Origin of the sequence: Streptomyces sp. NBC_00443, assembly GCF_036014175.1 — a bacterium.
Classification (GTDB): Bacteria; Actinomycetota; Actinomycetes; order Streptomycetales; family Streptomycetaceae; genus Streptomyces.
Genome location: NZ_CP107917.1, coordinates 2,433,064 through 2,447,911 on the forward strand (window position 1 = coordinate 2,433,064; position 14,848 = coordinate 2,447,911).

Genomic DNA, 14,848 nt, shown 5'->3' on the forward strand with positions numbered 1-14,848 from the left:
CCGCCCCCACCGGAGGCATAGACGCACCACCACCCCCACCCCGAGCACATTTCCCCAGCTCAGCCCCATTGTCAGTCCCCGGGTGCAGGATGGACGCATGGTCAGCAACCCGCACGAGGCCCTAGCCGGCTTCTCCCCCGCCACCCGAGGCTGGTTCACGGGCGCATTCTCCGCGCCCACGGCAGCCCAGGCAGGCGCGTGGCAGGCCATCCACGAGGGCTCGGACGTGCTGGTCGTAGCCCCCACCGGCTCCGGCAAAACCCTGGCCGCTTTCCTCGCCGCCCTGGACCAGCTCGCCGCCACACCCCCACCGGCCGACCCCAAGAAGCGCTGCCGGGTCCTCTACGTCTCGCCCCTAAAGGCCCTGGCGGTCGACGTCGAGCGCAACCTCCGCAGCCCCCTCACCGGCATCCGCCAGGAATCCGTCCGCCTGGGCCTCCCCGAGCCCGAGGTAAAGGTCGGCATCCGCTCCGGCGACACCCCCGCCGCAGAACGCCGAGCCCTGTCGACCCGCCCCCCGGACATCCTCATCACCACCCCCGAATCCCTCTTCCTGATGCTGACGTCAGCGACACGCGACGCCCTGACCGGCATCGAGACGGTGATCCTGGACGAGGTCCACGCGGTGGCGGGCACCAAGCGCGGCGCCCACCTCGCGCTCACCCTGGAGCGCCTGGACGAGCTGCTCCCGAAGCCGGCCCGCCGCATCGGCCTCTCCGCGACCGTCCGCCCGGTCGACGAGATCGCCCGCTACCTCTCCCCGCGCCGCAAGGTGGAGATCGTCCAGCCGAAGTCGGGCAAGGAGTTCGACCTCTCGGTCGTGGTCCCCGTCGAGGACCTCGGCGAGTTGGGCGGCTCCCCGGTCGCCGACGGCTCCGAAGGCGCGGAACGCCCCTCGATCTGGCCCCACGTGGAGGAGCGGATCACCGACCTGGTCCAGGCCCACCGCTCCACGATCGTCTTCGCCAACTCCCGTCGCCTGGCGGAACGCCTGTGCAACCGCCTCAACGAGATCGCCTACGAGCGGGCCACCGGCGAACCCCTCGACGAGCACCACGCCCCGGCAGAGCTCATGGGCGGCTCGGGCGCGGCCCAGGGCGCGCCCCCGGTCATCGCCCGCGCCCACCACGGCTCGGTCTCCAAGGAGCAGCGCGCCTTGGTCGAGGAGGACCTCAAGGCAGGCCGCCTCCCCGCGGTCGTAGCCACGTCCAGCCTCGAACTGGGCATCGACATGGGCGCAGTCGACCTCGTCGTCCAGGTCGAGTCACCGCCCTCCGTGGCCTCCGGACTCCAGCGCGTGGGCCGCGCAGGACACCAGGTCGGCGCCGTCTCCACCGGTGTGGTCTTCCCGAAGTACCGCGGCGACCTCGTCCAGGCAGCCGTGGTCACCGAACGGATGCGCACCGGGTCCATCGAGTCCCTGAAGGTCCCGGCCAACCCTCTGGACGTCCTCGCCCAGCAACTCGTCGCCATGACGGCGATGGACACCTGGCAGGTCGACGACCTCCTCGCCATGGTCCGCCGAGCCGCCCCCTTCGCGTCCCTCCCCGAATCCGCTTTCACCGCGGTCCTCGACATGCTCGCCGGCCGCTACCCGTCCGACGCCTTCGCCGAGCTCCGCCCGCGCGTGGTCTGGGACCGGGTCGCCGGCACGATCACCGGCCGCCCCGGCGCGCAGCGCCTCGCGGTCACCTCCGGAGGCACCATCCCGGACCGCGGCCTGTTCGGTGTCTTCCTCGCCGGAGCGGACCCGAAGAAGGGCGGCGGCCGGGTCGGCGAGCTGGACGAGGAGATGGTCTACGAGTCCCGCGTCGGGGACGTCTTCACGCTCGGTACGAGCTCCTGGCGCATCGAGGACATCACCCGCGACCGCGTCCTGGTCTCCCCCGCCCCGGGCGTACCGGGGCGCCTCCCCTTCTGGAAGGGCGACCAGTTGGGCCGCCCCCTCGAACTGGGCCGCGCGGTGGGCGCGTTCCTGCGCGAGGTCGGCTCGCTGCCCAAGGAGGACGCACGCCTGCGCCTCCTCACCGCAGGCCTGGACGCCTGGGCGGCCGACAACGTCCTGTCCTACCTGGACGAGCAACGCGAGGCCTGCGGCCACATCCCGGACGACCGCACGATCGTCGTCGAGCGCTTCCGCGACGAGCTCGGCGACTGGCGCGTCGTCGTGCACTCCCCCTTCGGCGCGCAGGTCCACGCCCCATGGGCCCTCGCCCTGGGCGCGAAGCTCTCCGAGCGGTACGGCATGGACGCGCAGGTCATGCACGCCGACGACGGCATCGTGCTGCGCCTGCCCGACGCCGACCTCATGGGCCTGGACCTGCTGGACCAGGAGCCGAGGAAGGCCGGCACTGAGTACGACGCCGACCAGGCGCCCCTCGGCGCGGCGGACGTCGTCTTCGACAAGGGCGACGTCGATCAGATCGTCACCGACCAGGTCGGCGGCTCGGCGCTGTTCGCGTCCCGCTTCCGCGAGTGCGCCGCCCGCGCGCTGCTGCTGCCGCGCCGCAGCCCCGGTAAGCGCACCCCGCTGTGGCAGCAGCGCCAGCGCGCCGCGCAACTGCTCGAGGTCGCCAGCGAGTTCGGCTCGTTCCCGATCGTGCTGGAGGCGGTCCGCGAATGCCTCCAGGACGTCTTCGACGTCCCCGGCCTCACCGAGCTGATGGGCGACCTCGAAGCCCGCAAGGTACGCCTCGTCGAGGTCACCACCCCTGAGCCGTCCCCGTTCGCCCGCTCCCTCCTCTTCGGGTACGTCGCCCAGTTCCTGTATGAGGGAGACTCCCCGCTCGCCGAGCGCCGCGCTGCCGCCCTGTCGCTGGACTCGCGTCTGCTGGCCGAGTTGCTCGGCCAGGCCGAGCTGCGGGAACTGCTCGACGCCGAGGTACTGACCGAGCTGGAACAAGAACTCCAGTGGCTCACCGAGGACCGCCGCGTCAAGGACGTCGAAGGCGTGGCGGACGTCCTTCGCCTCCTCGGCCCGCTCACGGACGCCGAACTGGTCGAGCGCGGCGCCGAGCCGCACTGGGCCCAGGAGCTGGCCGGCGGCCGCCGCGCCATCAAGGTCCGCATCGCCGGCACGGACCACTGGGCGGCGATCGAGGACTCGGGCCGCCTGCGCGACGCGCTCGGCACAGCCCTGCCGGTCGGCGTCCCCGAGGCCTTCACCGAGCCGGTCAAGGACCCGCTCGGCGACCTCCTCGCCCGCTATGCCCGCACCCACGGCCCGTTCACGTCGGCCACAGCGGCGGCCCGCTTCGGCCTGGGCGCGGCGATCACCGACGGCGCCCTCCAGCGGCTGGCGGCAAGTGGACGGGTCGTCCAGGGCGAGTTCCACCCGGCAGGCATCGGCCAGGAGTGGTGCGACGCCACGGTCCTGCGCCGCCTGCGCCGCCGCTCCCTCGCGGCCCTGCGCCATGAACTGGAGCCGGTGCCACCGGCCGCGCTCGCGCAGTTCCTGCCGCAGTGGCAGCACATCGGCAAGGGCCACGGGCTGCGCGGCATCGACGGACTGGTCCGCGCCATCGAGCAGTTGCAGGGCGCGTCCGTGCCCGCGTCCGCCCTGGAGAAGCTCGTCCTGCCGTCCCGCGTCGCGAACTACACCCCCGCGATGCTCGACGAACTCACCGCCGCCGGTGAGGTCGTCTGGGCCGGAGCGGGCTCACTCCCCGGCAAGGACGGCTGGGTGTCCCTCTACATGGCGGACGCAGCCCCCTTGCTCCTGCCGCAGCCGCACCCCCTGGAGCTGACGGCACTGCACCAGTCCGTCCAGGACGCCCTGTCCGGCGGCTACGGCCTGTTCTTCCGCCAGATCACCGACCAGGTCCGCGCCACCACGCACCCCGACGTCACCGACCCCCAACTCGCCGACGCCCTCTGGGAGCTGGCCTGGTCGGGCCGCCTGACGAACGACACGCTCGCACCCATGCGTTCCCTGCTGGGCTCGGGCCGCACCGCGGGCTCCACGGCCCACCGCGCCAAGCGCACCGTCCCACGCGGACGCTACGGCTCCCTCACATCCGCCGTCCGCCCCGCGTCCCGAACCGGCCCGCCAACCGTTGCCGGCCGCTGGTCCCTGCTCCCGGGCCACGAGCCGGACCCCACCGTGCGGGCCCATGCCCTGGCCCGCGCACTACTCGACCGGCACGGCGTGGTGACCCGGGGAGCGGTCGCTGCCGAGGGCGTCGAGGGCGGTTTCTCGGCGACGTACCGCATCCTGTCCGCCTTCGAGGAGAGCGGCCAGGCGCGGCGAGGCTATGTGGTCGAGGGACTCGGCGCCGCGCAGTTCGCCATGGACGGCGCGGTGGACCGCCTGCGCGCGGTCGACAACGCCCGCGAACGCGGCGAGGCCCTGCCCGGCCCCATCACTCCCGACACCGACGGCGCCCCCACTGGCTACGGCGGACCTGACTCGCACGGCGCCCTCGACGGCTTCGGCACCCCTGGCACCGCCCAGGGCGACAACCCCGACGGCACGCCCGCGTACGACATCCCCGACCTCGACCACGACTTCCTGGACGCCCACCTCGGTCCGGGCGACTACGTCTCGCCCCGCGATCTCGCCTCCCAGAACGACCGCCGCACCCCACAAGGCCCCGCGTGGCACAACGGCGGCACCCCATTCGGCCCCGGCTCCGGCCCCGGCCGCCCCGGCTCCGCCGCCCGCCGCCGCCCCGCCGCCGACACCCGGGCGGTCGTCCTCGCCGCCGCCGACCCGGCGAACGCGTACGGCGCCGCCCTCGCCTGGCCCGAGCCTCCGACCGGCGCCGGGCACAAGCCGGGTCGCAAGGCGGGCTCCCTCGTCGTACTGGTCGACGGCGAGCTGACCCTTTACATGGAGCGCGGCGGCAAGACCCTGCTGGCCTGGCCCTCGGCCCCGGACACCGAGCCCACCGACGACCCCCGCCTGCACACGGCAGCAGAGACTCTCGCAGCAGCCGCCCGCGCGGGCTCCCTCGGCACTGTCACGGTGGAGCGCGTGAACGGCGCCGCGGCCCTGACCTCCCCCATAGGCACCCTCCTGGAAGGAGCGGGCTTCATCGCAACACCCCGAGGCCTACGCCTGCGCGCCTGAACCGAGCCGCCAGACGACCGGCGGCCGACATCCGAAGGCCTCTGGCCGGCGGTCGGCGGTCGTCTGGCGGCGGTCGTCTGGCGGCTCGGCGCCGCCCACCCGATGCCGAGCCACCGACCCGAGCCCGAGCCCTATCCCTGGCCGGAACCACCAGTGCCAGCCTCATCCCCCACCCCCAGCAGCCCCACCGAACCCGCGATCCGCCCCACCCCGCACACCCCCGCCCCATGCCACCCTTGACCCATGCCCGAAGGAGACACGGTCTGGCAGACAGCGAAGCGGCTGCACTCAGCCCTCGCGGGCGAGATGCTGACCGTCAGCGACTTCCGGGTACCGAAGTACGCCACGGTCGACCTCACGGGCCGTCGCGTCCTGGACGTCATCCCGCGCGGCAAACACCTCCTCACCCGTGTGGAGGGCGGCCTGACGGTCCACACGCACCTCGGGATGGAAGGTTCCTGGAAGGTGTTCGCCGACCAGGAGCGCTGGACGGGCGGTCCCTCCCACCAGATCCGTGTGATCCTCGCCGCCGCCGACGCCCGCCCCGGCCGCACGGCCGTCGGCTACCGCCTCCCAGTCCTCGACCTCTTGCGCACCACCGGGGAAGACCGAGCAGTGGGCCACCTCGGCCCCGACCTCCTGGGCCCGGACTGGGCACCTGACCGCGCCCTCGCCAACCTCCTGGCCGACCCAGCCCGCCCCCTCGGCGAAGCCCTGCTGGACCAGCGCAACCTCGCCGGTATCGGCAATGTCTACAAGAGCGAGCTGTGCTTCCTGCTCCGAGTCACTCCGTGGCTCCCCGTCGGCGCACTCCCGACCGAGCACGCGGCCCAACTGCCCGTACTCGCCAAGAAGCTCCTGGAAGCCAACCGCGACCGCCCGATCCGCAGTACGACGGGCCGCCGGGGCCAGGACCTCTTCGTGTACGGCCGTGCGAAGCGCCCCTGTCTGCGCTGCGGCACCCCCATCCGTGCGGCCGACCAGGGCGACGGCTCACGCGAGCGTCCCACCTACTGGTGTCCGAACTGCCAGGCGGGCCCGGCCCCGAGCACCGCCACCGCGCGCAGGGCTCCCCGCACCGCCCGAGGGGCCCTCTCTGCGGACCGGCCCAGAACTCCACCCCGCACCACTAATTGACGTTCCGTCAGATCCGCTCGTACCGTCCTTGCATGGCCGTCAAGGCGTACGACCTCACCGGACGCACCGCATTCGTCACCGGCGCAGCCAGCGGCATCGGCCGCGCCTCGGCCGTCCTCCTCGCCGAGGCCGGCGCAACCGTGCACTGCGCCGACCGTGACGCACAGGGCCTGCACGACACGGCGACCCTGATCAAATCGAGCGGCGGCACCGCCCGTACCCATCAACTCGACGTGACCGACCGCGAGCAGATCCGCCGGGCCACCGCATCCTGCGAACGACTCGACGTGATGGCCGCGGTCGCCGGGGTCATGCACAGCAGCCCGGTTCTGGAGACCAGCGACGAGGACCTCGACCGGGTGCTCAACGTCAACTTCAAGGGAGTGCTGTACGCCTGCCAGGAGGCGGCCCGCGCGATGCTCGCCCAGGGCATCAGAGGCAGCATCGTCACCATGGCCTCCGGCGCCGTGGACACCGGCGGCCCGGGCCTGCTCTGCTACGGCGCGGCCAAGGCGGCCGTCGTGCAGCTGACCAAGACGCTGGCGACGGAGATGGGCCCGCACGGCATCCGCGTCAACGCGGTGGCCCCGGGCTGGATTCGCACACCGATGACCGACCGCCACGACAGCGCGGCCCAGACACACACCGAGGCGCTCATGGCCCGCATGTCGCCGCTGGGCCGAGTCGGCGAAGCGGAGGACATCGCGCACGCGGTGCTGCACCTGGCGTCCGACGCCTCGTCCTTCACTACGGGGCAGATCCTGCGCCCGAACGGCGGTGTGGCGATGCCGTGGTAGCCCGCCCCACCTGCCAGGCCCGAGCCCACCGCCGTGAGTCGACGGCTCCCGCGGCCCGTCCCTTCGGCACACAGTGCACCGGCAGCAGGCTCAGCCCCCACCCTCCCGCGGAGACAGCGCCCTCCAGCGCCCCCGCGTCGGGCGCCAGCGCGAGCCGCAGTACGGCCCACCACCACAGCGCCCCGAACCCGAGGATCACCCCCCAGCGCGCTATCGGCCGTGCCATCCGCTCACCTCCAGCCCGAGGCTAGGCCGCCCGTTCACCCGCCGGGAGGGCGCACCGGCGGCACACGGATGCAGCGCGGGCCATCGTCATCACAGCGCGTCAGGCGCCGATCACACCCTCCACCATGGCCTCCGGGCACCACACCGGCAAACGGACACTGCTAGGCGCCACAAGGCCTGGCCAGGCGCCCGCACACCGCACAAGAGTCCCCAGACAGCACGAAACCCCGACCGCACTCCTCCAGCTCTTCCTGGAGAAGGCCCGGCCGGGGCCCCACACACATCTCAGCGCACGGTCAGTCCACGCGCCCGGTGCTCACCGTCAGGCGGCGACCACGTCGACGGCCTCGGAAGGCGCCTTGATGGTCACCCGTTCCGGTGGCACACCGGTCACCGACACGGAACCCAGCATCGGGCGGACCGACGCGGGTACAGGTTCGCTCGGAGTGGCCGCAGCAGACTGGGCCAGCTCGGCGAGGGCGAGCTCATCGCTCACTTCCCGCATGAGCTCGGACATCCGTACGTCAAGCGCGTCGCAGATCGCGGAAAGCAGCTCGGAGGAAGCCTCCTTCTGCCCCCGCTCCACCTCGGAGAGATAGCCGAGCGAGACTCGGGCGGACGAGGAGACTTCGCGCAGAGTACGGCCCTGGCGCTGGCGCTGCCGACGCAGCACGTCACCCAGCAGGCGACGGAGCAGAATCATCGGTGGCTCCCTCCTCGGACCGCGTAGCCGCATCCTTCACGCCCCACCGTACCGCCTTGCGCCGCGGCCGTGCGGGGAGCGATGTCGTGTTCACTCAGGGCTGCAAACATCAAAACCCCCCGTTCTGTTCCGTATCCTGTGCCCGCTCATTCCCACTGTGTTCGCTCGCAAGCTCCTTCAGGAGGAGCGCGAGTACGCTCCGTACACTCTCCATACGAATTTCCGCGCGGTCGCCGTTCAACCGCAGGGCCTCCACTTTTCCGCCACCGGCGGAACCGGAACCGTGGCCGGCAGGTCCGTCCACGGCCACGAAGACGGTCCCCACGGGCTGTCCGTCCTGCTTCTCGGGCCCCGCTACGCCAGTCGTGGCGATGCCCCAGTCGGCTCCCAGCGCCTTCCGCACACCTGCCGCCATTTGGGCCGCGACCTGCGGATTCACGGCTCCGTGCTGTGCCAGCAAGGAGGCGTCGACGCCGAGCAGCTCATGCTTCAGCTCGGTGGCGTAGGCGGTCACCGATCCCCGGAAGGCCTTGGATGCCCCGGGGGCGGCTGTGATTTCCGCCGCAACCAGTCCGCCGGTCAGCGACTCGGCGACAGCGAGCGTCTCACCGTTCACTGCGAGTAGTCGCACCACGTCGGCGGCCGGGGAACTCACGCTTCCGTCTCCTCCAACGCGGCTTTGCGCTCTGCGATTCCTTGCCTGCGCAGCACAATGGCTTGTCTCACATAGTCGAGCCCGGTCACCACGGTCAGCACGACCGCCGCGGCCATCACCCACCACCGCAGGGTGGCCAGCCATCCCGTCAGCGCCAGGATGTACATCCCGACGGCCACGCCCTGCGTGAGGGTCTTCAGCTTGCCGCCGCGGCTCGCCGGGATCACGCCGTACCGGATGACGATGAAACGAAGCAGCGTGATCCCGAGTTCCCGGCCGAGGATGACGCCGGTCACCCACCACGGCAGATCGCCCAGCGCGGACAGACAGATCAGCGCCGCCCCCATGATCGCCTTGTCGGCGATGGGGTCGGCGATCTTCCCGAAGTCGGTGACGAGGTCGTACGCCCGCGCCAGATGACCGTCGAAGAGGTCGGTGATCATGGCGATGGCGAAGGCCGCCCAGGCCAGCGAGCGCCACGCCGGGTCGTATCCGCCGTCGGCCAGCATCAGTGCCACGAACGCGGGCACCAGCACCAGCCGGAGCATGGTCAGGAGGTTGGCGACGTTCCAGACGCTTGCCTGATTGACGGCCGCGGCCGCGATCTTCCCGCCGCGCGCGGGCTTCGTACCGCCGGGGACACCCGCTTCGGCGCCGCCCGTCTTCGAGCCGCCGGCCGCCTTCGAGCCACCGGCCTTGGACGAACCCACCGCACTCGCTCTGCCTGCCGCACCCGCCTGGGAGGCGCCCCCCGCGGCGGACGCCGGGACTCCGGTCATCTGCCAGCCTCCTCACTACACGCGAGCGTGCCCTGCAGCGGCTCGGCCACCAGGTCGACACCTTCCGTACCGACCACCTTCGCCTCGACCATACGACCGATGCTCAGTCCCTCGCCGCTCGTGAGCAGCACCTGGCCGTCCGTCTCCGGTGCCTGGTGGGCCGCACGGCCGTACGCGCCGTCCGCGTCCTCGGAGTCCACCGACTCGACGAGCACCTGCAGCGTCTCCCCGAGGCGCTCCTCGGCCCGCTGCGAGACGAGCTCCTCCGCGAGCCGGGAGACACGTGCCAACCGCTCGGCGACGACGTCCTCGTCGAGCTTGTTCTCGTAGGTCGCGGCCTCCGTGCCGTCCTCGTCGGAGTAGCCGAAGACGCCGATGGCGTCCAGCCGCGCGCCGTTCAGGAACCGCTCCAGCTCGGCGAGGTCGGACTCGCTCTCGCCGGGGAAGCCGACGATGAAATTGGAGCGCACGCCGGCCTGCGGTGCCTTGCCGCGGATGGTGTCGAGCAACTCCAGGAAGCGGTCGGTGTCCCCGAAGCGGCGCATCGAGCGCAGCACGTCGGGCGCGGAGTGCTGGAAGGACAGGTCGAAGTACGGGGCGATCTTCGGCGTCGAGGTCAGCACGTCGATGAGGCCGGGCCGCATCTCGGCCGGCTGGAGGTAGCTGACGCGGACACGCTCGATGCCATCGACCTCGGCGAGCTCCGGCAGGAGGGACTCCAGCAGACGGATGTCGCCCAGGTCCTTGCCGTACGAGGTGTTGTTCTCGGAGACCAGCATGATCTCCTTCACACCCTGTTCGGCCAGCCACCGCGTCTCGTTCAGCACGTCGCTGGGTCGGCGCGAGATGAAGGAGCCACGGAAGGACGGGATGGCGCAGAAGGAGCAGCGCCGGTCGCAGCCGGAGGCGAGCTTCACCGAGGCGACCGGGGCGCCGTCGAGGCGTCGGCGCAGGGGCGCGCGGGGACCGGAGGCCGGAGCGAGCCCGTCCGGGAGGTCGACGGGCGCGTGCCCGGGCAGCGCGACCTCGGCCGCGGACTCCTGCCGCTCGGCCGGGCTGATCGGCAGCAGCTTGCGCCGGTCGCGCGGGGTGTGCGAGGCGTGGATGCCGCCGTTCAGGATGGTCTGCAGGCGGTCCGAGATATCGGAGTAGTCATCGAAGCCGAGCACGCCGTCGGCCTCGGGGAGGGCCTCCGCGAGCTCCTTGCCGTACCGCTCGGCCATACAGCCCACCGCCACGACGGCCTGGGTTCTCCCATGCCCCTTGAGGTCGTTGGCCTCCAGGAGGGCGTCGACGGAGTCCTTCTTGGCGGCGTCGACGAAGCCACAGGTGTTGACGACGGCGACATCCGCGTCCCCGGCGTCCTCCACGAGGTGCCAGCCGTCCGCCTCCAAGCGGCCTGCGAGCTCCTCCGAGTCCACCTCGTTACGGGCGCAGCCAAGAGTGACGAGTGCGACGGTACGGCGTTCAGGCATGGGCTCAAGACTACTTTGTCTCACTGACAGCCCACGTCGACGGGGTTGGCCGATCTTGGCCAACCCCGTCCACAACCAAACCCTTGAGCCAGACTTATCCGGCCTGCGGGTCGCCCTTCGTGTACGTGAGGCGCTCCACGGCGCCCGGCTGCCAGTCGTCCTCGATCTTCTTGCCGTTGACGTAGAGGTCGATCGCGCCGGCGTCACCGAGAACGAGGTTGATCTTCTCGCTGTCCTGGAAGGTCTTGGAGTCGCCCTGCTTGAGGAGGCCGTCGAAGAGGAGCCGGCCGTTGTGGTCCTTGATGGCGACCCAGCTCCTTCCGTCGGCGGCGCTGACCTGGACGGTCACCTTGTCCTGGGGGACGGCGGCGATGGCGCTGTCCGACGGCTTCGGGTCCTTGGGCTTGTCGGTCTTCGGCGTGGGCGTGGTCTTCTCGGCCGTCGGCGTCGAGCCGCCCTCGGCGACCGCCGACTTGCCACCCTCGTCCTCGCCCTTGAACGCGGTGAACCCGACGAACCCGATCACGGCGACGATCGCGGCGACCATGGCCGCGGTCCAGTTGGGCCCGCGCCGCTCGGGACGGATGCGCTCCGCCTCGAACAGAGGGGCGGCCGGGGTCGGCGCCGGTCGTCCGCCGTGCGAGTCGTCGTACTGGGCGAGGAGCGGGGCAGGATCGAGGTGGACGGCTTTCGCCAGGGTCCGGATGTGTCCACGGGCGTACACGTCACCGCCGCAGGCGGCGAAGTCGTCCGCCTCGATGGCATGCACGATGGCGATCCGGACCCGGGTGGCATTGGTGACGTCGTCGACAGTCAGCCCGGCATCGATACGGGCCTGCTGGAGGGCACGGCCGATCGAGGGGCGGGCTTCCTCGGACACGTCTTCGAACGGACGCTCGTCTTCAGGGGAGTTGCCGATGGACACGGGGGCGCCTTTCGAGCGTTTAAGCCACCTGTGCTGCAGGTTCAGTCTAGGGGGTACGAAAGGGTGGGGCAACCGGGCGGTAGGACTTTGTACGCCATCGGAATGGCCGGACACGCCGATGGTGGGGGTACGAGATTGTCGCGCTTCCCTCAACTTGACGTACGCCGAAGGGGAACGGTTGCTCAATGATCCCTTACGGGTGAGTCACGATCGGACATCGACTCATCACCCACCCGTCGGGGGCCATCACTGTGTCGCTTTTCCGCCCCGGACTCTTTTAAGCCTCCCCGCGGATCAGCGCGAGCACTCCGTCCAGCTCATCAGGTTTCACAAGAACGTCACGAGCCTTGGAGCCCTCGCTCGGTCCGACGATGTTGCGGGACTCCATGAGGTCCATCAGCCGCCCCGCCTTGGCGAACCCGACCCGCAGCTTGCGCTGGAGCATCGACGTCGAACCGAACTGCGTGGAGACCACCAGCTCGGCCGCCTGGCACAGCAGATCGAGGTCGTCCCCGATGTCCTCGTCGATCTCCTTCTTCTGCTTCGTCCCTACGACGACGTCGTCCCGGAAGACCGGCGCCATCTGGTCCTTGCAGTGCTGGACGACGACCGCGACCTCCTCCTCGGTCACGAACGCGCCCTGCATACGCGTGGGCTTGTTGGCGCCCATCGGCAGGAACAGCCCGTCGCCCTTGCCGATCAGCTTCTCGGCGCCGGGCTGGTCGAGGATGACGCGCGAGTCCGCGAGCGAGGAGGTGGCGAACGCGAGCCGTGAGGGGACGTTCGCCTTGATGAGACCGGTGACGACGTCGACGGACGGCCGCTGCGTGGCGAGCACCAGGTGGATGCCGGCCGCGCGCGCGAGCTGCGTGATACGCACGATCGCGTCCTCGACGTCGCGCGGCGCGACCATCATCAGGTCGGCAAGCTCGTCCACGATGACCAGCAGGTACGGGTACGGCTGAAGCTCGCGCTCACTGCCCTCCGGCGACTTCACCTTGCCGTTGCGAACGGCTTCGTTGAAGTCGTCGATGTGCCGGTAGCCGTACGCTGCCAGGTCGTCGTACCGAAGGTCCATCTCCCGTACGACCCACTGGAGCGCCTCGGCGGCCCGCTTCGGGTTGGTGATGATCGGCGTGATCAGGTGCGGGATGCCCTCGTAGGCGGTCAGCTCGACGCGCTTGGGGTCGACCAGGACCATGCGGACGTCCTCCGGCGTCGCCCGCATCATCACCGAAGTGATCAAGCAGTTAATGCAGGACGACTTACCGGAACCGGTCGCACCGGCAACCAGCACATGCGGCATCTTCGCGATGTTGGCCATCACGTAGCCGCCCTCGACGTCCTTGCCGAGCGCGACCAGCATCGGGTGGTCGTCCTCGGCGGCGGCCGCGAGGCGCAGCACGTCACCGAGATTGACCATCTCGCGGTCGGTGTTGGGGATCTCGATGCCGACCGCGGACTTGCCGGGGATCGGGCTGATGATCCGCACGTCCGGGCTGGCGACCGCGTACGCGATGTTCTTCGTCAGCGCGGTGATCCGCTCGACCTTCACGGCCGGCCCGAGCTCGACCTCGTAGCGCGTGACCGTCGGCCCGCGCGTGAAGCCGGTGACGCGGGCGTCGACCTTGAACTCGGTGAAGACGGTGGTGAGCGACTCGACGATGGCGTCGTTGGCAGCGCTGCGCGACTTTCCGGGGCCGCCGCGCTCGAGGAGGTCGAGCGACGGGAGCGAGTACGTGATGTCACCGGACAGCTGGAGCTGTTCGGCGCGCGCGGGCAGGTCGCGCATCTGCTCGGGCGCGGCCCTGGTGAGGTCCGGGACCTCGGCCTTGGCGAGGTTCGCCGGCTCGGACTTGGGGAGCTTCTCCTGCTTGGGCCGCGCGGCCGGGACCGGCGTCGGCACCGGAGTGGTCTCCGCGCGGTCGCCCACGCTCACGCCCTGGGTGAGGTCGGCGACGATCGGCGAGGGCGGCATCCCGTGCAGGACGGCGCCGTCGAGCGCGGCTGCGGCGGCCGCAGCGACGTCCACAGCGTCCATGGGGCGTTGCATCTCGGGCTGCGGCACCGCCGAGCGCCTCGGACGGCCGCGACGCCGCGTGAGAGCCTCCTGCTCGGCGCTCTCGGGGTCGTACGCCTCGGGGGCCGGACGGCGTTTGCGACTCCGCGCCGCAGGCAGCGACTCGCGCCACTGGTCGTCGTAGCGATCGTCGTCGTCGGTGTACTCGTCGTCCTCTTCGGGGTCGGGCAGGATCCCGAGCTTCACCCCGAGCAGCCGCAGCCGCTGCGGGATGGCGTTGACCGGGGTGGCCGTGACGACCAGCAGACCGAAGATCGTGAGCAGCACGAGCAGCGGTACGGCGAGGACCTCGCCCATGGCGTACGTCAGCGGAGTCGCCGCGCCCCAGCCGATCAGCCCGCCGGCGTCCCTTATGGCCTGCATGCCGTCGCTGCGCGCGGGCGAGCCGACGGCGACGTGGACCTGGCCGAGCACGCCGATGACGAGCGCGGACAGGCCGATGACGATACGGCCGTTGGCCTCGGGCTGCTCGGGGTGCCGGATGAACCGTACGGCGACGACGGCGAGCAGTATCGGCACGAGCAGGTCGAGCCGGCCGAAGGCGCCGGTCACGATGATCTCGACGAGGTCGCCGACAGGACCGCGCAGATTGGACCAGGTACCCGCGGCGACGATCAGCGCGAGCCCGAGGAGCAACAGCGCGATGCCGTCCTTGCGATGGGCGGGGTCGAGGTTCTTCGCGCCCTGCCCTATGCCGCGGAAGACCGCGCCGACCGCGTGAGCGAGCCCGAGCCATACGGCGCGTACGAGGCGGTAGATGCCCCCGGTGGGGTTGGGCGCCGGCTTCGGCGCGGGCGCGGCTTTCTTCGCCGCGGTCCTCTTGGCCGGCGCCTTCTTCGCGGGGGCTTTCTTGGCGGCGGCCTTCTTCGCCGGTGCCTTCGCCGAAGAGGCCGCCTTCTTTGCGGGCGGCTTCTTGGCTGCGGAGGGACGTGAGGCCATGGGTGTGAGGTTACCGGTGGAGGAGACAGCGGACACGTGTGCCCACTGCTTCACCCGTTCGT

At 71.1% G+C, this 14,848-nt stretch carries 10 protein-coding genes; 3 read left to right on the forward strand and 7 right to left on the reverse strand.

Translation table 11 applies throughout. The annotated features are described in order from the left end of the window. Positions 1 to 97 precede the first annotated feature (97 nt). The 3 genes from OHO27_RS10765 (at position 98) to OHO27_RS10775 (ending at position 7,005) form a co-directional block, all read left to right on the forward strand. Positions 98 to 5,071 (forward strand): ATP-dependent helicase, encoded by a 4,974-nt coding sequence (locus OHO27_RS10765; RefSeq protein WP_328422650.1) that lies wholly within the window; start codon positions 98 to 100, stop codon positions 5,069 to 5,071. 243 nt (positions 5,072 to 5,314) lie between these two features. Beyond that, positions 5,315 to 6,208 (forward strand): DNA-formamidopyrimidine glycosylase family protein, encoded by an 894-nt coding sequence (locus OHO27_RS10770; protein WP_328422652.1) that lies wholly within the window; start codon positions 5,315 to 5,317, stop codon positions 6,206 to 6,208. A 32-nt stretch (positions 6,209 to 6,240) separates the two neighbouring features. Continuing rightward, the gene (locus OHO27_RS10775; protein ID WP_328422654.1) at positions 6,241 to 7,005 is read left to right on the forward strand and encodes an SDR family NAD(P)-dependent oxidoreductase; all 765 of its coding nucleotides are present in this window, start codon (positions 6,241 to 6,243) and stop codon (positions 7,003 to 7,005) included. Here the strand turns inward: OHO27_RS10775 and OHO27_RS10780 are convergent. From OHO27_RS10780 to OHO27_RS10810, 7 genes are all read right to left on the reverse strand, one after another. After that, a complete protein-coding gene (locus OHO27_RS10780) occupies positions 6,956 to 7,231 on the reverse strand; it encodes a hypothetical protein (RefSeq protein WP_328422656.1) in 276 nt (91 codons plus the stop codon). The genes OHO27_RS10775 and OHO27_RS10780 overlap by 50 nt on opposite strands. Before the next feature lie 321 nt (positions 7,232 to 7,552). After that, a complete protein-coding gene (locus OHO27_RS10785; protein WP_030960654.1) occupies positions 7,553 to 7,933 on the reverse strand; it encodes a helix-turn-helix domain-containing protein in 381 nt (126 codons plus the stop codon). A gap of 109 nt (positions 7,934 to 8,042) precedes the next feature. Then, positions 8,043 to 8,588 carry a CinA family protein gene (locus OHO27_RS10790; protein WP_328422658.1) on the reverse strand — a complete coding sequence of 182 codons (546 nt, stop codon included), beginning with the start codon at positions 8,586 to 8,588 and terminating at the stop codon, positions 8,043 to 8,045. Beyond that, entirely contained in the window at positions 8,585 to 9,367 is a 783-nt protein-coding gene (pgsA, locus tag OHO27_RS10795) for a CDP-diacylglycerol--glycerol-3-phosphate 3-phosphatidyltransferase (RefSeq protein WP_328422660.1), read from the reverse strand. The genes OHO27_RS10790 and pgsA overlap by 4 nt, the downstream gene beginning before the upstream one ends. Next, positions 9,364 to 10,842, reverse strand: a complete 1,479-nt coding sequence (gene rimO, locus OHO27_RS10800) for a 30S ribosomal protein S12 methylthiotransferase RimO (protein ID WP_328422662.1) — start codon at positions 10,840 to 10,842, stop codon at positions 9,364 to 9,366. Before rimO ends, pgsA begins: the two co-directional genes overlap by 4 nt. A gap of 94 nt (positions 10,843 to 10,936) precedes the next feature. After that, positions 10,937 to 11,767 carry a helix-turn-helix domain-containing protein gene (locus OHO27_RS10805; RefSeq protein ID WP_328422663.1) on the reverse strand — a complete coding sequence of 277 codons (831 nt, stop codon included), beginning with the start codon at positions 11,765 to 11,767 and terminating at the stop codon, positions 10,937 to 10,939. Between the two features lie 277 nt (positions 11,768 to 12,044). Continuing rightward, positions 12,045 to 14,786 carry a DNA translocase FtsK gene (locus OHO27_RS10810; RefSeq protein ID WP_328422664.1) on the reverse strand — a complete coding sequence of 914 codons (2,742 nt, stop codon included), beginning with the start codon at positions 14,784 to 14,786 and terminating at the stop codon, positions 12,045 to 12,047. Between the last annotated feature and the right edge of the window lie 62 nt (positions 14,787 to 14,848).

Excerpts from the sequence above, each read along its gene's own strand:
- OHO27_RS10785 (WP_030960654.1), bottom strand. The coding sequence starts at position 7,933 with ATGATTCTGCTCCGTCGCCTGCTGGGTGACGTGCTGCGTCGGCAGCGC.
- OHO27_RS10765 (WP_328422650.1), top strand. The coding sequence starts at position 98 with ATGGTCAGCAACCCGCACGAGGCCCTAGCCGGCTTCTCCCCCGCCACC.
- OHO27_RS10775 (WP_328422654.1), top strand. The coding sequence starts at position 6,241 with ATGGCCGTCAAGGCGTACGACCTCACCGGACGCACCGCATTCGTCACC.
- OHO27_RS10770 (WP_328422652.1), top strand. The coding sequence starts at position 5,315 with ATGCCCGAAGGAGACACGGTCTGGCAGACAGCGAAGCGGCTGCACTCA.
- OHO27_RS10810 (WP_328422664.1), bottom strand. The coding sequence starts at position 14,786 with ATGGCCTCACGTCCCTCCGCAGCCAAGAAGCCGCCCGCAAAGAAGGCG.
- OHO27_RS10780 (WP_328422656.1), bottom strand. The coding sequence starts at position 7,231 with ATGGCACGGCCGATAGCGCGCTGGGGGGTGATCCTCGGGTTCGGGGCG.
- pgsA (WP_328422660.1), bottom strand. The coding sequence starts at position 9,367 with ATGACCGGAGTCCCGGCGTCCGCCGCGGGGGGCGCCTCCCAGGCGGGT.
- rimO (WP_328422662.1), bottom strand. The coding sequence starts at position 10,842 with ATGCCTGAACGCCGTACCGTCGCACTCGTCACTCTTGGCTGCGCCCGT.